This window comes from Oerskovia jenensis (genome assembly GCF_016907235.1).
Lineage (GTDB): Bacteria > Actinomycetota > Actinomycetes > Actinomycetales > Cellulomonadaceae > Oerskovia > Oerskovia jenensis.
The window spans coordinates 329,909-354,742 of sequence record NZ_JAFBBO010000001.1; the positions used below are offsets into that span (position 1 = coordinate 329,909).

Consider the following 24,834-nt stretch of genomic DNA (forward strand, 5'->3'; position numbering starts at 1 on the left):
GGCCCGACGACGGCGCTCCCCCGCGTGCGTCACCGCACGTCGGGCGCCGTCTCACGTCGCGCGGCGCACGGACGTCTACGAGGTGAGCGCACCCGCCCGCACCCCAGGAGCACCCTCGTGAGCACGACGCCACGCACCCCGACGACCACCGGCCCGGTCGAGGAGAGCCCGCCGGCCGGACCGCCCTCCAGGCTCTACCGGCTGCTCGGGGCCGACCGTGTCCCGACGCTCAGCCCGGTCCCCGGGACCCTGGGCGGGCACCGGCGCTCCCGGATCTACGGCCGGCTCGACTGCCCCGGCGCCGCCCGTGCGATCGCTCGCGGGGGCTACGTGACCCAGCGGGTGTTCTTCGCCGACGAGGAGACCGCGATCGCCGCCGGGTACCGGCCGTGCGCGGTGTGCCTGCGGGAGAGGTACCGGGAGTGGAAGGCCTCCCCGGTGGGCACGGACCCGCCCGGCTGAGCACGGCACCGGAGACCGTCGAGGCGCCGTCCGCGCGCACGAACAGCCGGGTGAAGGCACAGTGGACCCGACCCGTCCTTGCCCGACCACCCGGGAGGTCCCGTGCGCGCACGCCGGTTGACCACGCTCCTCGTCGCGCTCACGGCCCTCGTGCTGACGGTGCCCGTGGGACTGAGCACGAGCGCCCCGGCTCGCGCCTCGGGGGCCGGGGACGTGGCGGGACTCGTGAACGGCGCGCGGTCGTCCGCCGGTCTCGCGCCCCTGGCGCACGACCCCGGACTCGCGGGCGTCGCCCAGGCCTGGGCCGAACGGATGGCGGTGAACGGCGCGATGAGCCACAACCCGTCGACCGGCGCACAGATCCCTGGCGGGTGGTCCACGTGGGGCGAGAACGTCGCCTGGTCCACCGACCCGTCCCCGGCAGGGCTGCACGCGAGCCTCATGGGGTCCTCGGGGCACCGGGCCAACATCCTGTCCTCGGCGTTCACGTCGGTGGGCGTCGGGTACGCGACCGACGCCGCCGGGGGCGCGTACGTCGCCCAGGTGTTCGCGGCCTACCCCGGCGCGGCTCCGGCTGCTCCCGCGCAGGCACCGGCCGCGGCAGCTCCCGGCCGGTCGACCCGTTCGCCCGACACCTCGGACACTCCGGGCGCACCGGACGCGACGGGCAGGTCGGCCGCCGGGCGGCCACGTTCCCCCGTCGGCCTCGTGCTCGGTGCGTCGGGCCCCGAGGTCCTGGCCCTCCAGGAACGCCTGCGCCTCCACGGCCAGGACGTCGCCGTCGACGGCGCGTACGGGCCTGCGACCGCCGCCTCGGTCGTCGCGTTCCAGGGCGCACGGGGTCTGGCGACGGACGGCGTCGTGGGACCGGCGACGACGGCAGCGCTCGCCCTCGACCCGCCGCCCGCCCCGGCACCAGCACCCGCGGCTCCCGCGGCCTCTGACAGCACCGCCGGGGCTCCCGGGACCGACCCGGCGAAGAACGCGACCGACACGCGAGCCGCGGCTGCGCGGGAGACGGGGGCGACGCCGTCGGGCCCTGCGACGCCCACCGCGAGCCCGACCCCGCCGGGCGCGGGCGCGACGCCCGACGTCCCGGCCTACGGCTGGGTGATCGCGGCCCTCGCGGTCCTGGCTGCGATGTCGCTCAGCGTCGTGGGCGCGCGCCGCCGCTCGGCACAGGTCCGCGGCGCGCGACCTCCGCAGGACTGAGCACCGCCCCGAGGGACCTCAGATGCCCAGGACCACCTTCGCGACCGAGAAGTAGATGACCAGCCCCAGGGTGTCGACGAACGTCGAGATGAAGGGAGCGGCGACGATCGCCGGGTCGATGCCCACGCGGCGCGCGAGGATCGGGATGCTCGACCCGACGGTCGTCGCGAGCACGCACACGCCCACGACCGTGATCGCGAGCACCTGTGCGATCGACACGCCCGCGACCCACGCGGCCGGACCGAAGCCGACCGCGGCGAGCACCGTCCCGAGCAGGAGCCCCGTGAGCATCTCGCGCCCCACGACGCGCAGCAGGTCACCGCGGCGGATGTCGCCCACGGCCAGAGCACGGACCACGGTCGTCGCGGCCTGCGACCCGGCGTTCCCGCCCGTGCCGATGAGCAGCGGGATGAACAGCGCGAGCGCCACGACCGCGTCGAGCTCGGCCTCGAAGTAGCTCTGCACCCCGACCGTGAGGCTCGCCGCGACGATCAGCAGCAGGAGCCAGACCACGCGTGCCCGCACCAGCCCGAGGATCGAGACGGTCAGGTACGGGCGGCGCAGCGGCTCCGAGCCACCCACCCGGGCTGAGTCCTCGTCGTCCTCGGCCTCGAGGATGCGCATCGCGTCGTCGACCGTGAGGACCCCGAGGAGGCGGCGCTCGTGGTCGACCACGGGCACCGCGACGTACCCGCCGTCACGCACGACGTTGGCCGCGTGCTCCTGGTCGTCGGTCGCCTCGACCGTCACGGCCGGGGACATGACGTCCTCGACCGGGGTGTCCGGGTCGCTCACGAGCAGCCGGCGCAGCGACACCACCCCCTCGACGACCCGTCCGACACCGAGGACCGGCACGGTGTAGATCGTCTCGACGTCGTCGCCCGCCCGGCGCAGCGCGTCGAGGGCCCCCGCGACGCTCGTGCCGCGCCGCACCGAGGCCACCCGGGGGGACATGCGCCGGCCCGCGCTGTCCTCGGGGTACCCGAGCAGCGCGGTCGTCAGGGCCCGCTCGTCGGGCCCCAGGCCGCCCAGGAGACGGGCCGCGACCCCCGCGGGCAGCTCGTCGAGCAGCGACGCCCGGTCGTCGGGGTCGAGGGCCGCGAAGATCTCCGCGGTCGCCTCGGACCGCAGCGCCTCGACGAGCTCGGCCTGGATCGCCGGGTCGAGGTCCTCGAAGACCTCGACCGCGCGTCCCTTGGGCGGCAGGCGGAACGCGACCGCGCGCCGCTGGTCGCCCAGGCGCCCGAGCTCGTCGACGACCTCCTGGGTGTCCATGCTCGCGATGCGGTGCTGCAGGTCCTCCAGGTCGTGGGGTCGCTCGGTCCGGGGCTCGGAGTGTGCGCGCATGGCCCCACCTTCTCAGGGCCGCCCGCAGGCGGCCCGGCGGAGGCGGCGCGACGTGACGAGGACCACGGCGCGCCCCTGAGCCGCACACGCGGACGCACGGACGCGCGGACGCGCGGACACGCCGGCCCGGCCCACGCCTCAGCGCGCGACGCGGTACCTCGTGTACACCACCCCGCCCGTGAAGCGGCGCTCGTCGAGCAGCTCGAGGTCGAGCCGGACGCCCGCGGGGTAGAAGGACGTCCCGCCCCCCACGAGCACGGGGTGCACGAAGACGCGCAGCTCGTCGACGATCCCCGCCGCGAGCGCCTGCGCCGCCAGGGTCGGCCCGCCGATGCCGACCTCGCGCTCGGCGCGGTCGACCAGGGCGCGGGCGGTGACCGGGTCGAACGACCGCTCGACGCGCGTGCGCGCCACGCCCGGGTCGTCGAGCGTGGTCGAGTACACGACCTTGTCGACGTCACGCCAGATGCGCGCGTAGTCGCGGATGGCGGGCGACTCGTCGTCGAGCATCGCGGGGTCGTCCCAGACGCGCATGACCTCGTAGACGCGACGCCCCAGGAGGAAGGTCCCGACGGGACGCTCGAGGTCGTCGACGAACGTGTGCACCTCCTCGTCGGGGGCGCTCCACTCGAACGAGCCCGAGGCGTCGGCGATGTAGCCGTCGAGGGACATGATGCCGGTGCAGGTCAGCAGTGCCACGGTGCGCTCCTGGGGAGTCGGCGGGAGTCGGCGGGGGTCAGCGGGAGCCGGCCGGGGGCGGCCGGGGTCAGCGGCGAAGGTCAGCGGGGCTGCGCCCGGCCGGACGGCGAGTGGCCGGACGGGCCGTGGTGCCGGGAACGCAGGTAGCGCGTGAGCCCGACCACCCCCCACGTCACGGCCAGCACGAACAGCAGGAACGGCAGGACGGGGGCACCGGTCGCGATCAGCACGGCCGCGAGGACGAACGCGCCGAGCGCGAGCCAGAGCACGTTGCCGACGGGTCTGGGTCCGCTGGGACTGGTCATGGTCCCCTCCTCGGGCAGGCGCGCTCCCAGCCTACTCCGGGCGGGCGGGCCTGCCGGGGCCGGGATCAGGCCGTGGGGTCCTCGGGCCAGTCGTGCTTGGGGTAGCGGCGGCGCAGCTCGGCGCGCACCTGCGCGTACCCCGTGCCCCAGAAGGACTCGAGGTCCGCGGTGATCGCGGCAGGGCGCCTGGCCGGGGACAGCAGGTGCAGCAGCACGGGCACGCGTCCGTCGGCGACGCGGGGCGTGGCGCGCCACCCGAACGCGTCCTGGACGTTGACCGCGAGCACGGGCTGGTCGCCCGTGTAGTCGAGGCGGGCGCTGCGGCCCCCGGGCAGGTCGACGCGCACGGGGGCGAGCTCGTCGAGCCGGCCCGCGGCGGGCCACGGCAGCAGGCGCCGCAACGCGCTGGTCACGTCGAGGCGATGGAGGTCGGCGGCCTTGCGGACCGTGGCGAGGTCGGGGCCGAGCCACGAGTCGAGCCCCGCGAGCAGGGCCTCGTCGGACACGTCGGGCCACGGGTCGCCCAGGGCGCGGTGCAGGAACGCGAGCCGGTGCCTCAGCTCGCGCGCAGACTCTCGCCAGGGCAGGACGTCGAGGCCCTCGCGCTCGAGCCCGGTCCGCAGCGCCGCGACGACCTGGGCGGCGGGCGGGTCGGTGACCTTCTGCGAGGCGAGCTCGATCGCGCCGAGCCGCGTGGTGCGCCGCGCCTGGATGCGCCCTCCCGTCCACGTGACGGTCTCGTCCTCGCGCAGGGCCGCGGACGCGGCCTCGTACGCGAGGTCCTCGTCGACGGGTGCGGCCGAGCGGATCGTCGCGTCGCGCCTGCCCGCACCGCGGTCGGCGTCCGCGACCGCGAGCCAGTCGTAGCCCGCGAGCGGGGAGCCCGGTGGCAGCGCGGCCCCCGTGCCCGACGTCATGAGGTACGTGGACCCGTTCGGCCGCCTGCGCGCGACCCTGTCCGGGTGCGCGAGCGCGACGACGAGCCCGACCGCGAGGTCCAGGCTCAGGTCCTCCCGGCGGCCCCGCCCCGGCGCGGGGGCGAGACCCTGGAGCCGCTCGGCCTGCGCGCGCCACGCCCCGCTCGCCGGGCCGCCCCGCCGGACGTCCCGCAGGGCCGCGACGAGGTCCGCCCCGGGCGCGCGCACGTCGTCGGACAGGAGGGCGACCACCTCGGCGGCGAGCCGCGGCCCGACGACGTCGCTCGCGTCCAGGAGGGCGCGCGCGAGCCGCGGGTCGGCCGGGACGCGCGCGATCTCACGTCCCCGGGCTGTGACCGTCCCGTCCGGGTGGACCGCGCCGAGGGCTTCGAGGGTCGTGTGCGCGACCGACATCGCGGCCGCGGGTGGGGCGTCCAGGAGCGCGAGGCCCGACCCGTCCGGGCTCCCCCAGCACGCGAGCTCGAGCGCGAACGCGACGAGGTCGGCCGTGAGGATCTCGGGCGTCGGGTGCGCGACGAGCTGGGCGTGCTCGCCGGGCGACCAGCAGCGGTACACGGCCCCCGGGCCCTCGCGTCCGGCACGTCCGGCGCGCTGCTCGGCCGCCGCACGGCTCACGCGGACCGTCACGAGACCCGCGAGGCCGCGCCGGTGGTCGGTGCGCGGCTCGCGGGACAGTCCGGCGTCGACGACCACCCGCACCCCGGGCACGGTGAGCGAGGACTCGGCGACGGCCGTGGAGACCACGACCCGGCGACGCGGCCCCGGCGTCAGGGCCAGGTCCTGCTCGCGCGCGGGCAGCCGCCCGTGCAGCGGACGGACGTCGGCCTCCACGCCGGCCAGGCGGCGGGCGACGCCGTCGACCTCGCCCGCGCCCGGCACGAAGACCAGCACGTCGCCGGACTGCTCGACCAGCGCCCGGCGCGTGGTCGCGGCGACGTGGTCGAGGAACGCGCGCGGCACGCCGCGCTCGTCGAGCCGCGGCCCGGGCGACGGCGCCCACACCTCCTGGACGGGGAACAGGCTGCCGTCCGCGACCACGACCGGCGCGGGGAGCCCGTCGCCCAGGAGGCGCGCGGTGCGCTCGGCCTCGATCGTCGCGGACATCGCGACCAGGGCCAGGTCGGGCCGCAGGGTCGCCCGGACGTCGACCAGCAGGGCCAGCGTGAGGTCGGCGTCGAGGTGCCGCTCGTGGACCTCGTCGAGCACGACGACGCCGACCCCCGCGAGCTCCGGGTCGCGCTGGAGGCGGCGCAGCAGGACGCCGGTCGTGACGACCTCGACGCGCGTCTCGGGACCCGTCCGGGACTCCCCGCGCACCGAGAAGCCCACCGTGCGTCCGACGGGCTCGCCGAGCAGGTGCGCGAGCCGGCGGGCTGCAGCCCGCGCGGCGATCCGGCGCGGCTGGGTCACGATCACGCGCCCCGCGGGCAGGACGGCCGCGAGCGCCGGCGGGACGAGGGTCGTCTTGCCCGTGCCGGGAGGAGCCTGGAGCACGGCGACACCCCGGTCCCGGACGGCGTCGGTGAGCTCGGCCAGGTGGTGGCGGACCGGGAGATCGGGCGGCGAGGCGAGCAGGCGGGCGATCGGGTCCGGGTCCACGGGGTCATTCTCCCCCGCCCCGGTCCCGGTCAGCTCCCGGCGGCCGCCACGAGCGGGAGCAGCAGGGGCGAACGCAGCCCGACGGCGTGCTCGGTGAGGAGCGCGACGACCGCCGGCACGTCACCGCGGCCCGCGCAGAGGTCGACGCGCAGGCGGCGCGCGAAGCGGGTGCGCTCGGTCGACTCGCGGAATCGCAGGGTCGGGGCGTCGGCCACGACCTCGTTGACCTCGCAGACCTGGATGGCCCATGCCCCGGCCTCCTCGAGGGCCGTCGTGAGGGCGTCGAGGTCCGCCGAGTCGAACGTCGCGGACAGCACGACCGCGTCGGTCGTCGTGGGGACGGACGTCCCGCCGACGGCGGTCGCGGCAGCCGCTGCGGCCGATGCCGGGCGCTCGCCGTGAGCCACCGTGCTGGACCCGACCGGGGCCGACGCCGCCCCCGTCGCGGACAGGCCCGAGACCTGCCCCAGCGTGTACGCGTTCGCCCCCTGCTCGACCTCGTCCATGCCGAACTCCTCGCCGGGCGGCACCTTGAGGCCGACCGTCCTGTCGACCCCGAACGCGATGACCAGCGTCACCACGAACGAGAACGCGACCACGACGACCAGGGCGAGCGCCTGGGCGCCCAGCAGGTCGAGCCCCCCGCCGAAGAAGAGACCGTCGGCGCCGGCGTCGTTGATCGCGCGCTCCCCGAAGAACCCGAGCAGGAGCGAGCCCAGGAGGCCGCCCACGAAGTGCACCGCGATCACGTCGAGCGCGTCGTCGAACCGGAACACCTTCTTGAGCCCGAGCGCGAACGTGCACACGACGCCCGCCGCGACCCCGATCACGAGCGCGGACAGCGTGCTCACGTACCCCGCGCAGGGGGTGATGGTCGCGAGCCCCGCGACGCCGCCCGTGACGGCACCGATCACGGTGCCCTTGCCCGTGCGCCAGCGCTCCATGAGCAGCCAGGCCCCCATGGCCGCGGCCCCCGCGACGTGCGTGTTGAGGACGGCCTGGGCCGCCACCCCGTTCCCCTGGAGCGAGCCGCCGCCGTTGAAGCCGAACCAGCCGAACCACAGGATGCCCGCTCCGGCCACGGCGAGCGGGATGGAGTGCGGGATCGACCCCGCCTCGGGCCACCCCTGCCGACGCCCGACGACGACGAGGACCGCGAGCGCCGCTGCCCCGGCCGCGGCGTGCACGACGATCCCGCCCGCCCAGTCCTGCGCCCCGAGCTGCGCGAGCCAGCCGTCCGGGTTGAACAGCCAGTGCGCGACGAACGGGTAGACGAGCACGGACCACAGGGCGAGCGTCACGACCCAACCGACCGTCCGCAGGCGCCCCACCGTCGCCCCCGTGAGGAGCGCGGGCGTGATGATCGCGAACATCATCTGGAAGGCGACGAACGCGAGGGTCGGGATGGCGACGTCGCCGTCGACGACGTGCAGAGCGGGGGTCGGGGCCGAGTCGAGGCCCGTGAGCCCGAACAGGCCCAGGTCCCCCATGAAGCCGTTCCCGATGTCGTCGCTGAACGCGATGCTGTAGCCCACCAGGACCCACGTCAGCGTGATGACGGCGATCGGGACGAGGTTCTGCTGCATGATCGCGAGCACGTTGCCGCGTCGGACCAGTCCCGCGTAGAAGAGCGCGAGCCCCGGCATCATGAACAGGACGAGGGCCGCGGACACGAGCACCCAGACCGTGTCGCCGCTGTCGACCACCAGCTCGGACATGAGACCTCCCGAGGACGTCCCGGGTGCGTCGGCACGCCGGGGTGCAGGGGCGCGTCGGTCAGCACGGGCGGCGACGCGCAGGACAGCCGGTGCGGATCCCCGTGGGACGAGGACCCGGGACGTGCAGGATCCCGGTCGTGTCGGGGCTGCGGGTCCTGCGAGCATCGCACGAGCACCGCGCGCGCGACACCGGAACGGGTGGACGCCGCGCTAGTCTGGGCGGGACGAGCGACCGACGAGCGACCGACGACGAGCGCAGGAGGTGAGGGACGTGCGGGCAGACCATGTCGTACGTGGAGCCGCCTCGCTGCGCGCGCGCTACGACCGGCTGACCTCGACGTCCTCGGCCCGGGCCGTGGCCCTGGTGCCGCTGCTGGCGGTGCTCGTGCTCGCCGTCGGGCAGTCGTTCGGCGGCTCGTCGTCGCTGGGCGGCGTGCTCTCCCTGCTCGGTGCCGCGACCCTCGCGGCCACCGCCGGGGCGCTCGGCGTCGCACTCGCGTGCGTCGCGGTCGCGGTCCTGCTGCTGCTCGCGGTGCCCGTCGGCCCCGAGCCCGTGCCGCTGCCCGCCCCCGTGCGCCAGCACAGCCCCACGACCCCCGGACGGCCCCGGCCGCGAGCGCCGGGAGCGAGCCCGCTCCCGCGCACCGCCTGAACCTCCAGCACTCCCCCGAGCCGTCGTCGGCCCGGTGCCGTGCCGGTCCCTGCGGAACTGGCGCGGGAGCTCCGCGCTCTTCCTCCCCTCCACCCGCAGGAGTCCACCGTGCCCGTCGTCGATGCCCTCACCCATGCCCTCTCCACGCTCGTCCACCCGATCCAGCTGGTGGTCGCCTGGATCCTCGTCCATCTCCACTCGGCACTGACCGCGCTCGGCCTCGACCCTGCCGGGGGTACCGCGTGGAGCCTCGCGATCGTCGGCCTGGTCGTGATCGTCCGGCTCGTGCTCGTCCCGCTCGTCGTCGTGCAGGTCAGGGGCATGCGGGCGATGCGCCTGGCCTCGCCCGAGATCCGCCGGATCCAGGAGAAGTACCGGGGCACGAGCGACCCGGCGAGCCGGGACGCGGCCCGCCGCGAGCAGCAGGAGCTCATGGCGCGCACCGGCGCCAACCCGCTCGCTGGCTGCCTGCCGCTGCTCGTGCAGGCGCCGGTCCTGTTCGCGCTGTTCTCGGTGCTCTCGGGGATCGGCCGCCAGGTGCCCGTCGGGGCGCTGACCGGCGACCTGGTCCGTGAGGCCGACGCCGCGACGCTCCTCGGCGCGCCTCTGTCGGGGACGCTGACCGGGGCCTTCACGGGCGGTGCCGCGACGGGCGGCCTGGCCGGGGTCCTGGTGCCCGCCGTGCTGATCGTCGTGATGTACGCCGCGCAGGTCCTGACCCAGCGGCTGAGCGCGCGCGCCAACCCGGTCGACCCCACGAGCCCGCTGGCGCGGCAGCAGGGCACGTTCGCGTTCGTGCTGCCTGCGGTCTCCGCGGTCGTGGCGGTGGGCTTCCCCGTGGGCGTGGTCCTGTACTGGGCGACGTCGTCGCTGTGGGGGCTCGGGCAGCAGCTCGTGATCGGTCGCCTCGTGCCCTCGGGCGACCAGGACGTGGCGCGGGCGTCCCGTCCCGCGGTGGCCGAGGTCCCGGCCGGCGAGCCCACCGGACCCGCTGTCGCCGCGCGCGTCGGCGGGCAGCGACCGCAGCCGCGTCGCGGCACGACGAGGAAGGCACGCCGGGGCTGATGCCGGCCCGGGTCCGCGCCGGGCGCCCCGCTCAGTCCGTCGCGTCGCGCACGTAGGTGACGATGACGACCCCACGGGGGGTGACGATGCTCTCGGTCAGCGTGAAGCGGGCGAGGTGGGCGCGCTCGTCGAACATGCGCTTCCCGGACCCCAGGACGACCGGGAAGAGCAGCAGGCGGTACTCGTCGACGAGGTCGTGCTCGGCGAGCGCCCGGACGAGGGTTCCGGCCCCGAGCACGACGATGTCGCCGTCGGTGCGGCCCGTGAGGTCCGTGACGGCGCGGGGCAGGTCGCCGCCGACCAGGTGGGAGCCCTGCCAGGTGAGGTCGGCGAGCGAGGTCGTCGAGGAGACGACGTACTTCGGCATCCGGTTCATGGCCGCGATCGCGGGCTCGGAGTCGTCCCCCTGCGCCCAGGCGTCCCGGAGGATCTCGTACGACCGGCGCCCCAGCAGCAGGCCCGCGGCGCCGACCGTCGCCCTCTGCATGAACGCGTCGACCGTCTCGTCACTCAACGGTGGGACCCAGCCGCCGTGCGCGAAGCCACCGTCACGGTCCTCGTCGGGCGACAGGGGCGCCTGGATGACCCCGTCGATGCTGAGAAAGTTCACGACGACTACCCGGCCCATGGCCGACCTCCTGGTGGCTCGTGTCGATCTATCCGGCGGGTGGACCGAGTCCGGCGTACGAACTCATCGGTCGCCCGATGTCCTCAGTCGCGCGAGACCACGACGCTCGCGCTGTGCCCGCCGAACCCGAACGCGTCGACCAGCGCGTGCCGCGCCGTCGTCGGACGGGCGGTCCCGTGCACCACGTCGAGGTCGATCGCGGGGTCCAGGTCGTCGACGTTGAGCGTGGGCGGCACCACGCCGTCGCGCAGCGCGAGCAGCGCGACGACGACGCCGAGCGATCCCGAGGCCCCCAGGAGGTGGCCGGTCGCACCCTTGGTCGAGGTCACGGGCGGCGGGTCGGGCAGGGCCGAGCGCAGCGCGTCGGCCTCGTTGCGGTCGCCCACAGGGGTCGAGGTCGCGTGGGCGTGGACGAGCCCCAGGTCGCCGGGCGACAGCCCGGCCGAGCGCAGCGCGAGCGTCACGGTGCGGGCCTGGTTCTGGGGGTCGCCGCCCACGATGTCGTAGGCGTCCGAGGTGAGCGCGGCCCCCGAGACCACGCCCAGGACGCGGGCGCCGCGCGCCCGGGCGTGCTCCTCGGACTCCAGGACGACGATCGTCGCCCCCTCGCCCATGACGAACCCGTCGCGCGCGGCGTCGAACGGGCGCGAGGCCCGCTCGGGCTCGTCGTTGCGCGTCGACATGGCCCGCGCCTGGGCGAAGGCCGCGAGGGAGAACGCCTGCACCCCTGCCTCGACTCCCCCGCACACGACGACGTCCGCGGTCCCGGCGAGGATCATCTCGCGCGCCGTGGCGATGGCTTCGCTGCCGGCGGCGCACGCGCTGACCGGGGCCCGAGCTCCCGCCCGGGCGCCCAGGTCGATCGAGAGCCAGGCGGCGGGGCCGTTGGCCATGAGCATGGTCACGGCGTGCGGGGAGACCCGGCGGTGACCGTGCGTGTCGAAGAGGCGGCTCTGAGCGAGGGTGGTGGCGATGCCTCCGTTCGCGGAGCCGACCACCACGGCCAGTCGTTCCGGGTCGACGTCCGGGCTCCCGGCGTCGGCCCACGCCTCCCGGCCCGCGACGAGCGCGAGCTGTTCGGCGCGGTCGGTGCGGCGCAGCAGCCGCACGCCGAGCGGCTCGGCGAACGCGTCGTCGACACGTGCAGCGATCCGTACGGGCAGGTCGTGCGCCCACTCGTCGGAGATCGCCCGGACGCCGTGGTCCCCGCGCACGAGGGCCTCCCAGGTCCCCTGGGCCGTCGACGACAGCGGTGTCACCGCGCCGATACCTGTCACCACTGCTCGTGTCATGGTGCCTCCCCGGTCGTGCACACGTGCCCGGTCGGGGTCCCGCGTGCGCCTGCCTGCACTGTAGGACGCGCGTCTCAACTCCGCTGCCCACAGACGTACCAGAGGTGCCGAGCGTGGGTTGCCGCTCGGGTCCGGCCGGATCTCGACGACAACCGGGTTCGCCCGACGACGACGGCAGTCTCGGCCGATCGACGCACCACCCGGCGGTAGGTGTCACGCCTCACGACCACGCCGTGCGTCCGCCCACCTCGCCCGAAGGTGAGGAGGGCGGACGTGGAGTCACGCGGTCAGGACCGGGAGCTGGAGGTAGGAGGGCCGGTGGCCGCCGGTGTGGACGACGTGCGTGCCCGCGTTGACGGTGGAGGCGTACTCGCGGTTGCCGGGCATCATGGTGCCCAGGAGCGACCGTCCGCTGACGACGAGACGCAGCTGTTCGCCGGGGTGGAACGCCAGGCCCACGGGGAGCAGGTCGATCTCGACGTCGACGACCTCGCCGGGCACGAGCTTGGCGACACGGTCAAAGGTGTGGGCGGGGACGTCGTCGGTGGAAAGCTCTTCGTCCAGGTGGCGCAGGGAGACGCGTAGGCGCCCGTCGGAGCCCTTGTAGCGCAGGATCGAGGCTCCTCGCTCGGTGACGTCGTGGACGATCGCGCCGTGGTTGAGCACGGTGAACTCCTGCAGCGGCGTGCCGTGCGCGTCGAGCTTCTGGACCAGGACGAACAGGTCCATGTCGTCGGAGCCCTGCGCCTCGACCCACAGGTGCGCCTTGGGGTACCCGACGAGGACGGTCTCGGTCTCGAAGCGCGTCACGAACGACACCACGTCCGGGTTGCCCCCCACGGCGTAGGCCGCCGTGCTCTCCGTGGCGGGCGGCGTCGTCGACAGGGTGCGAGCTGCGCCGTCGAGGTAGTAGGTCGTGGACGTGACCTCCGCGGGCGGGAACTGGTCGGCAGGGACGTTCACCCGGTCGCCGCCTTCCAGGTCGAGCACGGAGTAGCGCACGCGCGGCGTCTGCTCCCACCCGTTGTCCTGGCCCTTGAGGACGTGGTCGAAGAACCGGCGCAGGTCCTCGACGTTGGCCTCGTCGTAGTAGTCGGGCCACTCCTGGCTGTTGTGGATGCGCAGCCACTTGTCCTGCGAGGCCATGCGCCGCCAGGCGCGGAACGTGCCCTGGGTGTGCAGGGTGTTGGAGTAGCTAGCCACGACGTACGCAGGCACGGTGATCTTGTCGAAGTCGGGGATCTTGTCCTCCCACAGCTCGCCCATGAGCGGGAACTGGGCTGCCTCGGCGAGGATGTCCTCGCGATGGCTCTTACCCCAGTAGCTGTTGTCCTGGAGCTGTTCGGCGAACCCGGTGTCGGGCATCCCGCCGCGCATCACGAGGTCACGGTAGACGTCGCTCACGCCTTCCCACGGGTTGATCGCAGCGAGGTGCGGGGGCTGCTCGGCTGCGGTGAACCACTGTGAGACGGCGAGGTAGGACGTTCCGCTCATCGCGACCTTGCCCGAGCACCAGTCCTGTTCGGCGAGCCACTCGACCAGGTCGTGGGCGTCGCGGCCTTCTTGGCGATCCCAGATGACGCTGTCCCCCTCGGACTCGGCCACGCCCCGGATGTCGGGGTTGCAGATCGCGTAGCCGCGCGCGCACCAGTACGCGGGGTCGGGCCCCTCGAACTTCTCGAGCCCGGACACGGTGCCGTTGTCGAGCCCGACCATGCCGAAGATGCCCATGACGCTTGCCGAGGTCCCCTGGCCCTTGCCGTAGGGGCTCCACGCCACGATGACCGGCACCTGCTCGGTCCCGGCAGGCCGGAAGACGTCGACGTGGATCGTCACCCCGTCGCGCAGCGTGACGGGCACGTCCTTGTCGAGCACGACGTCGACCGGCAGAGGCTTGAAGGGCGGGGCGATCTGGAACCCCGCCTCGAGCGTCCGGGTCCCCGGCTCGTAGCCGCTCAGGATCCCGTACCGGGGACCCGGCTCCAGCGGCTGGGACGGCACATACACCTTCTGGTCGACGCTCATCGTGAGCTCCTCGTCTCTGTCGAGCCCGGGACGGGCTCTGTCAACTCCTCGACCGTACGACCGCTCGACGCAAAACTCAACATCTGTTGAGATTCGATCCGAGGGACGGTACCTTCGGAGCATGACCACACACACGAGCCCGGCTTCCCCGGCGCGGCGCGGGCGTCGACCGGGTGCAACCTCGACCAGGCAAGCCGTCCTCGACGCGGCCCGCGCCCGGTTCGCGGCCGACGGCTTCACGGCGACCACGATCCGCCGCGTCGCGGCCGACGCCGGGGTCGACGCCTCGCTCGTGATGCAGTTCTTCCGGTCCAAGGACGAGCTCTTCGCGGCCGTCATGTCCGTGCCGGCGGGCGCACTCTCGCGCTTCAGCGCGGCGTTCGAGGGGCCCGACCACGGCCTCGGGGAGCGGGTGGTTCGGGCCTTCCTCGGAATCTGGGAAGAGGACGCCCACAGCTCTGCCCCGCTGATGGCCATGCTGCGCGGTGCCATCGTCAACGATCAGGCAAGTACCCAGCTGCGCGAGTTCCTCCAGGAGCGCCTCCTCGTCGACGCCGTCGCGTCCCGTGACGTCGAGGACGCGACGCTCCGCGCGGGGCTCGTGTCGTCGATGCTGGTCGGGCTCGTGGTGGGACGGGAAGTGGTCGGCGTCCCCACGCTGGCGCAAGCGGACCGTGAGACGCTGGTCGCCCTCGTCGGACCCGCCGTGCAGACGGTGCTCGCCCCGGCACCTGCGGCCCTCGGTGACGAGGAAGAGGACGAGGGCGATGACCCGTGCGACAAGGGGATGAACCGATGACGACGATCGACAGCCGCATCTACGTCGGCGGACACCGCACCGCGTCCCCACCTGACCTCCAGGGCGTCGCCGACGACCTGGAGCGCTCGGGAGGCGTCGCATGGATCGGGCTGCTGGACCCGAGCGAGGACGATCTCGAGACCGTCGCTGCGAAGTTCGGTCTGCACCCGTTGGCCGTCGAGGACGCCCACAAGGGGCACCAGCGCGCGAAGCTCGAACGGTACGGCGAGACCGTGTTCGTCGTGATCCGCCCCGCCTGGTACGACGACCGGGCCGAGCGCGTCGACATCGGCGAGGTGCACCTGTTCGTCGGGCCCCGGTTCGTCGTCACCGTCCGCCACGGCGATCGACTGGACCTGACAGCGGCTCGGGACGCGCTCGAAGCCGAACCCGAGTTCCTCGGCCGAGGGCCCGAGGCAATGCTCACGGCGTTCCTCGACGCCATCGTCGACGGCTATGCGCCCGTCGTGGCCGGCCTGGTGAACGACATCGACGAGGTCGAGGACAGCCTCTTCGGCCAGGGCAACGTGGATCCCACGTTGTCCCAGCGGATCTACAACCTGCTCTCCCAGGTCATCGCCCTCCAGCGGGCGATCGGCCCCCTCCCGGACATGGTGCACGGACTGCTGCGCGGGGCAGACCGCTACGGCACAGGCGACGAGGTGCAGAACCGGTTGCGCAACGTCCTGGACCACACGCTTCGCGTGACGGACCGCGTCGACGGTTCGCGGTCCCTGCTCGAGAACGCCCTGACCGTGCACTCCACGCTCGTCTCGCTCGAGCAGAACGACGCCATGCGCCGCATGTCCAGCGCGAGCCTCGCCCAGGGCGAGGAAAGCCGCCGCCTCGCGGAGGAGACCATCGACCAGGGCGAACAGGTCAAGAAGATCTCCTCCTGGGCCGCGATCCTGTTCACCCCGACCCTCATCGCCGGCATCTACGGTATGAACTTCGACTTCATGCCCGAGCTCCACTGGACCTGGGGCTACCCGTACGCCTTGCTCCTCATGGCCTGCTTCGGCTTCGGGCTCTGGGGCATCTTCAAGTGGCGCCGCTGGCTCTGAGAAGTCGCAGCGACCACGGACCGCGATCATCGAAGATCCACGGTGGAAACTGCGGTCACGAACACCGCCTCCGTGCGCCCGGGCACCCCGGGCGCCTCGGGGTGCGCGCCGCTACAGCGCGTGCGCCATGACGCGCTGCGGCCCCGCGTCACCCCCGAGGTACCGGCCGCGGTCGACGAACCCGCCGCGCGCGTAGGCGCGCAGCCCGGCGGCGTTCTCCTCGTTGACGGTCAGCACGACGGCCGCGAAAGGCCCTCGTCCGAGGCGCTCCGCGAGCCGGGCCGCGAGCGCCGGCAGGGCGGCCGCCACGGCGGTCCCGACGCCCTGCCCCTGGTGCGCCGCGTCGACGAGGAACCCGCGGAACAGCACGACGTCGCCGGTCGCCGGCCCGTCGAGCAGCGCGACGACCTCGGTGGGCGCGCCGCCCGGGTGCAGGACGCCGAGCCCCGCGACCTCCTCGCCGCGCGAGGCGACCAGGAGGTGACGGCCAGGGTCCGCCTCGGCGAGGGCCACGATCTCGGCGGCCGACGAGACGAACCGGTCCTGGCCCGGTGCGGCCGTGACTCCGCGCAACCGGCCCAGCATCTCCTCGCGGGACGCCGGGTCCTGCGCGAGGTCGGCGAGAAGGATGCTGCTGGTCCGCCCGGTCTCCGTGTCCACCCGGCGACGGTACCCCCCAAGCACGCGCAGTCCGGCACGTGACTCGTGGCACCCGTCGCCCACGGCACCTACTCTCGGGGGATGACAACGCCGTCACCGGGCAGCGAGCGCCCGCTCGAGCCCGACATCGTGACCGACCTGCGCGAGCAGATGACGTACGGCTCGTACCTGCACCTGGACACGCTCCTGGACGCGCAGGCCCCGGTCAGCGAGCCCGCCCACCACGACGAGATGCTCTTCATCGTGCAGCACCAGACGACCGAGCTGTGGCTCAAGCTGGTCCTGCACGAGCTGGTCTCGGCGCGCGCGCTCATCGCGGCCGACGACCTCCAGTCGGCGCTCAAGCGCATCGCGCGGGTCAAGCACGTCCAGCGCACGCTGACCGAGCAGTGGTCGGTCCTGGCGACCCTCACGCCGAGCGAGTACGCGCAGTTCCGCGGGTTCCTGGGCCACGCGTCGGGGTTCCAGTCGTGGCAGTACCGCGCGGTCGAGTTCCTGCTGGGCAACAAGAACGCGCGCATGCTCTCGGTGTTCGACGCCGAGCCCGCGGCGCGCGCCGAGCTCGAGCGCCTGCTGCACGAGCCGAGCGTCTACGACGAGTTCCTGCGCTACCTCGCGCGGCACGGCCACGACGTGCCCGCCCGCGTGCTCGAGCGCGACGTCACGCAGGGCTACACGCTCGACGAGGACCTGGTCGAGACCTTCCGCGCGATCTACGACGACCCGGAGGGCAACTGGCTCGCCTACGAGAGCTGCGAGGAGCTCGTCGACCTCGAGGACAACTTCCAGCTCTGGCGCTTTCGTCACATGAAGACCGTGCTGCGCATCATCGGGACCAAGCGCGGCACGGGCGGCTCGAGCGGCGTGGGCTTCCTCGAGAAGGCCCTCGACCTGACGTTCTTCCCCGAGCTGTTCGCGGTGCGCACCGAGATCGGCCGGGCGTGAACGGAGCGCCCGGACGTCCTGCGGTCACCTTCACGGTCGACGCCCGCTGGGAGCGGGGTACGGGATGGACCGGCCCGACGGCGGTCGTCGCCACCCCGGACGGGTTCCGCTCGCGTGTGGGTACCGACCCTGCGCCGACCCGTCACCTCGCGGGCGTCCTCCTGCCCGGCTTCCGCGACGCGCACGTCCACCTGTCCCTGGTCGATGCGTCCGCCCTGTTCCGGGGCGGCCTCGCCGCGGTCGACGACCTGGGCGGCGACCCGGCGGTCGTGTCGGCCCTCGCCGCACGCTCCGCCCGGGGCGCACGATCGGCCCGGTCCGGCCCTGCCGATACCTCACCACTGCCCGAGGTCCGCTTCGCCGGGGCGTTCCTGACTGCCCGCGGCGGCTACCCGTCGGACCGGTCGTGGGCACCGCCGGGGTCGGTCGTGGAGGTCGCCGGCCCTGAGCAGGCCGCGGCCGCGGTCGACCGGCAGGTCGAGGCCGGGGCGAGCTTCGTCAAGGTCGCCCTGCACACGGGCGCGGGCCCCGTGCCCGACGACGCGACCCTCCGCGCGCTCGTGGGGCGCGCGCACGACCGGGACCGGCCCGTGGTCGCGCACACCGAGGGCGTGGGCCAGGCCGAGCGGGCGCTCATGGCGGGCGTGGACCGTCTCGCGCACTGCCCGTTCAGCGAGCGGCTGCCCGACCGCCTCGTGACGGTGGCGGCGCGCACCCAGTCATGGGTCAGCACGCTCGACATCCACGGCTGGGGCACCCCGACCGACCAGCATGCCGTCGCGCTCGACAACCTCACGCGGTTCGTCGCGGCGCGCGGCACCGTGGTCTACGGCACCGACCAGGGCAACGGTCCGCTGCCCTGCGGGGTCGACGAGCGCGAGCTCGTCGCGCTCCAGTCCGCAGGTCTCGCCACGGGCGGGCTGCTGCTCGCCCTGACCTCCGCACCGACCCCGGTCGCCTGCACGTTCCTGCCCGGGCCGAGACCCGCGCCGGGCGCCCCGCCCGAGGAGGTCGCCGCCTGGCTCGCGCGTGCGACGGTGCTCAGGCCACGCGACCTCCTCGGCCCGGAACCACCTGCACGTGACGGACCGACGGCCGACCCGCCCTCGGCCGACGCCTCCGGCCGTGCGGTGACCACCCACGACCTGTCCCTCGACGACCCGACCAGGGAGCACCACCCGTGACCAGCAGCCAGGCCAGTCCCCCGACCGACCGCACCCGGACTCCCGCGCGACGCGCCGCGGCCCTCGACGCCGCCGACCCGCTCGCCCGGTTCCGGGACGAGTTCATGCCCTCCGACGACGTGGTCGCCTACCTCGACGGCAACTCTCTGGGCCGTCCCACGCGCGCGAGCGCCGAGCGCCTGGCCCGCTTCACGACCGAGCAGTGGGCCTCGCGCCTCATCCGCGGCTGGGACGAGTCCTGGTACGAGCTGCCGCTCGCGATCGGCGACCGGATCGGCCAGACCGTGCTCGGCGCGGCGCCGGGCCAGACGTTCGTGGGCGACTCGACGACCGTGATCCTCTACAAGCTCGTGCGCGCGGCCCTCGACGCCCGCCCGGGGCGCACCGAGATCGTGGTGGACACCGGGAACTTCCCCACGGACCGGTTCGTGCTCCAGGGCATCGCGGCCGAACGGGGCGCGACGCTGCGCTGGCTCGCCCCGGGCCCCGACGCGGGCGTGACCCCGGACGAGGTCGCGGGCGTCGTCGGGCCGCAGACCGCGCTCGTGGTCCTCAGCCACGTCGCCTACCGGTCCGGGTTCCTCGCCGACGCGGGCACGATCACGCGCGTCGCCCACGACGCCGGGGCGCTCGTGCTGTGGGACCTGTGCCACTCCGCGGGGGCCGTGCCCGTCGCGCTCGACGCCTGGGACGTGGACCTCGCGGCGGGCTGCACCTACAAGTACCTCAACGGCGGGCCCGGGTCGCCCGCGTTCGGGTACGTGCGCGCAGACCTCCAGACGGCGCTGACCCAGCCGATCCAGGGCTGGATGGGCAGCGACGCGCCGTTCGAGATGGGGCCCGAGTACGCACCCCACACCGGGGTACGGAGGTTCCTGAGCGGTACGCCCGCGGTCGTCGGGATGCTCGCGATGCAGGACATGCTCGACCTGCTCGACGAGGCGGGGAACGTCGCCGGGGCCGATGCCGTGCGGGACAAGTCGGTCCGGCTCACCACGTTCGCGCTCGACCTCGTGGACGAGCTCCTGGTGCCCCTGGGGGTGCGCGTGGCCTCGCCCCGCGACCCGGCCCGGCGCGGGGGCCACGTGACGATCGACCACGCCGCGTTCGAACGCGTGATCCCTCGCCTGTGGGCGCAGGGGGTCGTCCCCGACTTCCGCCGGCCCGACGGCCTGCGGCTCGGGCTCTCGCCCCTGTCGACGAGCTTCGCCGAGGTGCAGGTCGGGGTCGAGGCGATCCGCGCGGCCCTCCTCGACGAGACAGCGAGCGCCTGAGGGGCACGGCCCGGCGGGTGGTGGCGGTGCACCGGCCGGGCTCCCGGTTGTCGCCCCCGGGCACCGGTGCCACGCTGGAATGGTCGTGGACCCGGGAACCGCCAGGGAAGGCGTACCCATGTTCGGCAGCATCGCTCGGACGGTGATCGCTCACCCGTGGCGCGTGATCGGCGTGTGGGTGCTCCTCGCGGCCGCGGTCGTCGTCTTCTCACCGAACCTGGACGACTACACGACGGGCAACCAGCAGTCGTTCCTGCCCGCGTCGTTCGAGTCGGTGAAGGCGCAGGACGCGGGCGACGAGAACTTCCCCGCACAGTCGGGGGCCACGGGCAGCCTGGTCGTCGTCCGGTCCGACGGCGCCGCGCTCACCACGGACGACCAGACCGCCGTCGCCGGGCTCGCGACGACGCTCCAGGACGACGCGATCCCCGGGGTGGTCTCCGTGCAGGAGACCCCGCAGTCCCTCTCGCAGGACGGCCAGACCGCCGCGCTGTCGGTCGCGTTCGACGGCCAGCCCGGCGACGAGGCGGTCGACGACGCCGTGCCCGCGCTGCGCACCGCGACCGACGCGGCCCTGCAGGGCACCGACCTGACCGGCGCGCTCACGGGCAACGCCGCGATCCAGGTCGACACGACCACGGCCTACTCCGCGGCCGAGCGGACCATCACGATCGCGACCGTGCTGCTCATCGTGGTGCTCCTGGGCCTCGTGTTCCGCAGCCCCGTGATCGCGGTGATCCCGATCGTCGTGATCGGTGTGGTGCTCTCGGTCGTCACGGGCCTGACCGCATGGCTCGCGGAACTGCTCGACTTCCAGGTGAGCGACACCCTGCAGCCCATCCTGGTCGTGGTCCTGTTCGGGATCGGCACCGACTACATCGTGTTCGTCCTGTTCCGGTACCGCGAGCACCTGCGCCGGGGCGAGAGCCACCACGAGGCGCTCGAGGCGTCGGTGGGGGTCGTGGGCCGGGTCGTCGCGTCCTCGGCCCTCACCGTGATCGGCGCGTTCGCGGCGCTGCTGTTCGCGCAGCTCGAGTCGCTCAGCACCCTCGCGCCGGGCCTGATCGTGGCGGTCGCCGTGATGCTCGTGACCGCGCTGACCCTGATCCCCGCGCTCTTCGTGCTCCTCGGCCGGGTGCTCTTCTGGCCCCTCGGCCCGGGCCACGACGCCCGGCGCAGCCCGTTCGCGGCCGTCGGGTCGTTCACGGCCCGCCGTCCCGTCGTCCCGGCCCTCGCGGTCGGGGCCGTGCTCGTGGTCCTCACGCTGTTCGCGTCGGGGTACAAGGCCACCTACGACACGCTCGACGAGCTCCCCGCGGACACCGCCTCGCGTCAGGCGTTCACGACGCTCGACGCGTCGTTCCCCGCGGGCGCGCTGAGCCCCACGCAGGTCTACGTCGTGGGGACCACGCCGCTCGACCCGGCCGCGCTGTCCACGCTCGCGACGGACCTCGCCGCGGTCCCGGGCGTCACGTCCGTCGCGCCACCCACGACCACGACCGACGGGACGGCCGCGCTCGTCACCGTGGTGCTCGCCGACGACCCCTACTCCGACGCCGCCATGGCCACGGTCGAGGGGCCCCTGCGCGACGCCGCGCACGGGTCGGTGCCGGGCGCCGAGGTCTACGTCGGTGGCCAGACCTCGGCGTTCGTCGACGTGCGCGACCAGCTCCGCGCCGACACCGGCCGCGTGTTCCCGATCGCCGCCGTGATCATCGTCGTGATCCTCGGCCTGCTCCTGACCGCCGTGCTCGGCGCCGTCAACCTGCTCGTGTGCGTCGCGCTCACGTTCACCGCGACCCTCGGCGCGGTCGTCCTGCTCTACCTGCACGCGCTCGGGTACGCCGGCATCGACTTCTCGATCCCCGTCGTGCTGTACCTGTTCGTCGTCGCGATCGGCACCGACTACAACATCCTCGTCGCCGCGCGCATGCACGAGGAGTACCGCGCGGGGGCGACCTCGCGCGAGGCCGCGCGCGTCGCGATCACCCAGGACGCACCGACCGCGGCCGCGGCCGGGGCCATCCTGGCCTGCACGTTCGCCTCGCTCATGCTCACGGGCATCGCGAACCTCGCACAGCTCGGGTTCGGCGTCGCGGTCGGGATCGTCGCCGCCGCGTTCCTCATGGCGCCGCTGCTCGTGCCCGCGCTCGCCGCGCTCGAAGGGCGGGCGTTCTGGTGGCCCACGCGACGGGCCGTCGTCGGCCTCCCTCGGGCCGAGCCCGCGCCGGGGCCCGCCGATGCTCCCGCGGACGTGGCGCCGTCGGGCTGAGCCGTGCTGCACGACCGGGACGGACCCGTGACGCCCGGGTCGCCCGTCCCGTGCCCCGTCGGTGCCGGGACCTAGGCTGGGGCGGACGAGAGACGACATGCCCGGCCGCAGGCTCTCGCGTGCCTGCCGACCCGACAGATGGAGAGACCATGAGCACGGTCACGAGGACGGACGAGTCGTCCGCACTGCCCCTTGCCGACAGCCACGACATGATCCGCGTGCAGGGCGCGCGCGAGAACAACCTCAAGGACGTCAGCGTCGAGATCCCCAAGCGCCGGCTCACGGTTTTCACCGGGGTCTCGGGCTCGGGCAAGAGCTCCCTGGTGTTCGGCACGATCGCGGCCGAGTCGCAGCGCATGATCAACGAGACGTACAGCGCGTTCCTGCAGGGCTTCATGCCCTCGCTCTCGCGGCCCGAGGTCGACCACCTCGAAGGGCTGACGACGGCCATCATCGTCGACCAGGAGCGCATGGGGGCCAACCCCCGCTCGACGGTCGGGACCGTCACGGACGCGAACGCGATGCTGCGCATCCTGTTCAGCCGCCTCGGGCAGCCGCAGATCGGCTCTCCCCAGGCCTACTCGTTCAACGTGCCGTCGGTGTCCGGCAGCGGCGCGATCACGATCGAGCGGGGTGGCAAGACGCAGGCCGAGAAGGCGACGTTCCACCAGCTCGGCGGCATGTGCCCGCGCTGCGAGGGCATGGGCAACGTCAACGACTTCGACCTGACCGCGCTCTACGACGACAGCCTGTCCCTCGACGAGGGCGCGCTCACGATCCCCGGCTACTCGATGGACGGCTGGTACGGGCGCATCTACCGCGGCTCCGGGTTCTTCGACGCGACCAAGCCGATCAGCACGTTCACGAAGCGCGAGCTGCACGACCTGCTCTACAAGGAGCCGACCAAGATCAAGGTCGACGGCATCAACGTCACGTTCGAGGGCCTGATCCCCAAGATCCAGAAGTCCTTCCTGTCCAAGGACGTCGACGCGATGCAGCCCCACATCCGGGCGTTCGTCGAGAAGGCCGTGACGTTCCAGACGTGCCCCGAGTGCCACGGGACCCGCCTGAGCCCCGAGGCGCGGTCGTCGAAGATCGCGGGCACGAGCATCGCCGACGCGTGCCAGATGCAGATCACCGACCTCGCGGAGTGGGTCCGCGGGCTCGACGAGCCGTCGATGGCCCCGCTGCTCACGGGCCTGCAGCACCTGCTCGACTCGTTCGCCGAGATCGGGCTGGGGTACCTCTCGCTCGACCGGCCGTCCGGGACCCTGTCGGGCGGCGAGGCCCAGCGCACCAAGATGATCCGCCACCTCGGCTCCTCGCTCACCGACGTCACGTACGTCTTCGACGAGCCGACCATCGGCCTGCACCCGCACGACATCGAGCGCATGAACTCCCTGCTGCTCCAGCTCCGGGACAAGGGCAACACGGTCCTCGTCGTCGAGCACAAGCCCGAGGCCATCGCGATCGCGGACCACGTCGTGGACCTGGGCCCGGGCGCGGGCACCGCGGGCGGCGAGATCGTCTTCGAGGGCACGCTCGACGGCCTCCGAGCCTCCGACACGACCACGGGCCGCCACCTCGACGACCGCGCGACGCTCAAGGAGTCGGTCCGCACCGCGACCGGGCAGCTCGAGATCCGCGGCGCGAGCGAGCACAACCTCCAGGGGGTCGACGTCGACGTGCCGCTCGGCGTGCTGTGCGTCGTGACGGGCGTCGCCGGGTCGGGCAAGAGCTCGCTCGTCCACGGCTCGATCGCAGGGCGCGAGGGCGTCGTCGTGATCGACCAGAGCGCGATCCGCGGCTCCCGGCGCAGCAACCCGGCCACCTACACGGGGCTCCTCGACCCGATCCGCAAGGCGTTCGCCAAGGCCAACGGGGTCAAGCCCGCGCTGTTCAGCGCCAACTCCGAGGGTGCCTGCCCGGTCTGCAACGGCGCGGGCGTGATCTACACCGACCTGGGCGTCATGGCGACCGTCGAGACCACGTGCGAGGAGTGCGGCGGCAAGCGGTTCCAGGCGAGCGTGCTCGAGTACACGCTCGGCGGGCGCGACATCGCCGAGGTCCTCGCGATGTCGGTGACCGACGCGGAGAGGTTCTTCGCCGAGGGCGACGGCCGCATCCCCGCGGCCCACTCGATCCTCAGCAGGCTCGTCGACGTCGGGCTCGGGTACCTGAGCCTGGGACAGCCCCTCACGACCCTGTCCGGCGGCGAGCGCCAGCGCATCAAGCTCGCGACACAGATGGGCGCCAAGGGCGACGTCTACGTCCTCGACGAGCCGACCACGGGCCTGCACCTGGCCGACGTCGAACAGCTCCTCGGCCTCCTCGACCGGCTCGTCGAGGCAGGCCGGTCGGTCATCGTGATCGAGCACCACCAGGCCGTCATGGCGCACGGGGACTGGATCATCGACCTGGGCCCCGGCGCAGGGCACGACGGCGGACGGATCGTCTTCGAGGGTACCCCGGCCGAGCTCGTCGCGGCCCGCTCGACCCTCACGGGCGAGCACCTCGCGGCGTACGTGGGGGGGCTGACCGCCCCCACGACGGGTGAGCGCACCGGGTGAGCGCCCACGGTGAGCACGAGAGTGGCGGGCAGGTCCTCGGACCTCCCGCCACTCTCAATCTATAGCGCACCGGGGGGCTTGCGGCAAGGCCCCCGGGGTGGCGCACGATGGTCGGCCCGAGCCC

At 73.8% G+C, this 24,834-nt stretch carries 20 protein-coding genes; 11 read left to right on the plus strand and 9 right to left on the minus strand.

Annotated features, from left to right (window positions below; genetic code table 11):
* Positions 1-117 precede the first annotated feature (117 nt).
* Positions 118-462, plus strand: coding sequence for an Ada metal-binding domain-containing protein (locus JOD49_RS19900; RefSeq protein WP_307822306.1), 345 nt, complete (start codon positions 118-120; stop codon positions 460-462).
* Positions 463-564: 102 nt separating this feature from the next.
* A complete protein-coding gene (locus tag JOD49_RS01535; RefSeq protein WP_205305679.1) occupies positions 565-1,674 on the plus strand; it encodes a CAP domain-containing protein in 1,110 nt (369 codons plus the stop codon).
* 18 nt (positions 1,675-1,692) lie between these two features.
* Here the strand turns inward: JOD49_RS01535 and mgtE are convergent, their stop codons facing one another.
* The 5 genes from mgtE to JOD49_RS01560 all read right to left on the minus strand — a co-directional run bounded on the left by mgtE (position 1,693) and on the right by JOD49_RS01560 (position 8,280).
* Complete coding sequence (gene mgtE, locus JOD49_RS01540) at positions 1,693-3,021, minus strand: magnesium transporter (protein WP_205305680.1); 1,329 nt, start codon at positions 3,019-3,021, stop codon at positions 1,693-1,695.
* Between the two features lie 138 nt (positions 3,022-3,159).
* Positions 3,160-3,720: a dihydrofolate reductase family protein gene (locus JOD49_RS01545; protein ID WP_205305681.1), complete on the minus strand. Its 561-nt coding sequence runs from the start codon at positions 3,718-3,720 to the stop codon at positions 3,160-3,162.
* An 80-nt stretch (positions 3,721-3,800) separates the two neighbouring features.
* Positions 3,801-4,025 (minus strand): hypothetical protein, encoded by a 225-nt coding sequence (locus tag JOD49_RS01550; protein WP_205305682.1) that lies wholly within the window; start codon positions 4,023-4,025, stop codon positions 3,801-3,803.
* Positions 4,026-4,090: 65 nt separating this feature from the next.
* A complete protein-coding gene (gene hrpB / locus JOD49_RS01555) occupies positions 4,091-6,562 on the minus strand; it encodes an ATP-dependent helicase HrpB (protein ID WP_205305683.1) in 2,472 nt (823 codons plus the stop codon).
* Positions 6,563-6,591: 29 nt separating this feature from the next.
* Entirely contained in the window at positions 6,592-8,280 is a 1,689-nt protein-coding gene (locus JOD49_RS01560; protein WP_205305684.1) for an ammonium transporter, read from the minus strand.
* A 271-nt stretch (positions 8,281-8,551) separates the two neighbouring features.
* Between JOD49_RS01560 and JOD49_RS01565 the strand changes: the two genes are divergently transcribed.
* Together JOD49_RS01565 and yidC are read left to right on the plus strand one after the other, a co-directional pair.
* Positions 8,552-8,932, plus strand: coding sequence for a hypothetical protein (locus JOD49_RS01565; RefSeq protein ID WP_205305685.1), 381 nt, complete (start codon positions 8,552-8,554; stop codon positions 8,930-8,932).
* A gap of 108 nt (positions 8,933-9,040) precedes the next feature.
* On the plus strand, positions 9,041-9,997 hold the full coding sequence (yidC, locus tag JOD49_RS01570) for a membrane protein insertase YidC (RefSeq protein ID WP_205305686.1): 957 nt from the start codon (positions 9,041-9,043) through the stop codon (positions 9,995-9,997).
* Between the two features lie 31 nt (positions 9,998-10,028).
* On the opposite strand, the gene JOD49_RS01575 is transcribed toward yidC, so the two are convergent.
* From JOD49_RS01575 to JOD49_RS01585, 3 genes are all read right to left on the minus strand, one after another.
* Positions 10,029-10,625: a dihydrofolate reductase family protein gene (locus JOD49_RS01575; protein WP_205305687.1), complete on the minus strand. Its 597-nt coding sequence runs from the start codon at positions 10,623-10,625 to the stop codon at positions 10,029-10,031.
* A gap of 83 nt (positions 10,626-10,708) precedes the next feature.
* Positions 10,709-11,917, minus strand: a complete 1,209-nt coding sequence (locus tag JOD49_RS01580; protein ID WP_205305688.1) for a beta-ketoacyl-[acyl-carrier-protein] synthase family protein — start codon at positions 11,915-11,917, stop codon at positions 10,709-10,711.
* Between the two features lie 279 nt (positions 11,918-12,196).
* Complete coding sequence (locus tag JOD49_RS01585) at positions 12,197-13,942, minus strand: CocE/NonD family hydrolase (protein WP_205305689.1); 1,746 nt, start codon at positions 13,940-13,942, stop codon at positions 12,197-12,199.
* Between the two features lie 121 nt (positions 13,943-14,063).
* Between JOD49_RS01585 and JOD49_RS01590 the strand changes: the two genes are divergently transcribed.
* Positions 14,064-14,741 (plus strand): TetR/AcrR family transcriptional regulator, encoded by a 678-nt coding sequence (locus JOD49_RS01590; RefSeq protein ID WP_205305690.1) that lies wholly within the window; start codon positions 14,064-14,066, stop codon positions 14,739-14,741.
* Positions 14,738-15,805: a magnesium and cobalt transport protein CorA gene (locus tag JOD49_RS01595; protein WP_191790380.1), complete on the plus strand. Its 1,068-nt coding sequence runs from the start codon at positions 14,738-14,740 to the stop codon at positions 15,803-15,805. The genes JOD49_RS01590 and JOD49_RS01595 overlap by 4 nt, the downstream gene beginning before the upstream one ends.
* A gap of 111 nt (positions 15,806-15,916) precedes the next feature.
* Here the strand turns inward: JOD49_RS01595 and JOD49_RS01600 are convergent, their stop codons facing one another.
* Positions 15,917-16,465, minus strand: coding sequence for a GNAT family N-acetyltransferase (locus tag JOD49_RS01600; RefSeq protein WP_307822307.1), 549 nt, complete (start codon positions 16,463-16,465; stop codon positions 15,917-15,919).
* An 81-nt stretch (positions 16,466-16,546) separates the two neighbouring features.
* On the opposite strand from JOD49_RS01600, the gene kynA reads away from it, so the two are divergent.
* The 5 genes from kynA to JOD49_RS01625 all read left to right on the plus strand — a co-directional run bounded on the left by kynA (position 16,547) and on the right by JOD49_RS01625 (position 24,710).
* Complete coding sequence (kynA, locus tag JOD49_RS01605; RefSeq protein ID WP_191790379.1) at positions 16,547-17,410, plus strand: tryptophan 2,3-dioxygenase; 864 nt, start codon at positions 16,547-16,549, stop codon at positions 17,408-17,410.
* A complete protein-coding gene (locus JOD49_RS01610; protein ID WP_205305691.1) occupies positions 17,407-18,594 on the plus strand; it encodes an amidohydrolase family protein in 1,188 nt (395 codons plus the stop codon). Before kynA ends, JOD49_RS01610 begins: the two co-directional genes overlap by 4 nt.
* Positions 18,591-19,868 carry a kynureninase gene (locus JOD49_RS01615; RefSeq protein ID WP_307822308.1) on the plus strand — a complete coding sequence of 426 codons (1,278 nt, stop codon included), beginning with the start codon at positions 18,591-18,593 and terminating at the stop codon, positions 19,866-19,868. Before JOD49_RS01610 ends, JOD49_RS01615 begins: the two co-directional genes overlap by 4 nt.
* 118 nt (positions 19,869-19,986) lie before the next feature.
* Entirely contained in the window at positions 19,987-22,140 is a 2,154-nt protein-coding gene (locus JOD49_RS01620) for an MMPL family transporter (protein ID WP_205305692.1), read from the plus strand.
* A gap of 149 nt (positions 22,141-22,289) precedes the next feature.
* On the plus strand, positions 22,290-24,710 hold the full coding sequence (locus JOD49_RS01625) for an ATP-binding cassette domain-containing protein (protein WP_205305693.1): 2,421 nt from the start codon (positions 22,290-22,292) through the stop codon (positions 24,708-24,710).
* Positions 24,711-24,834: the final 124 nt, after the last annotated feature.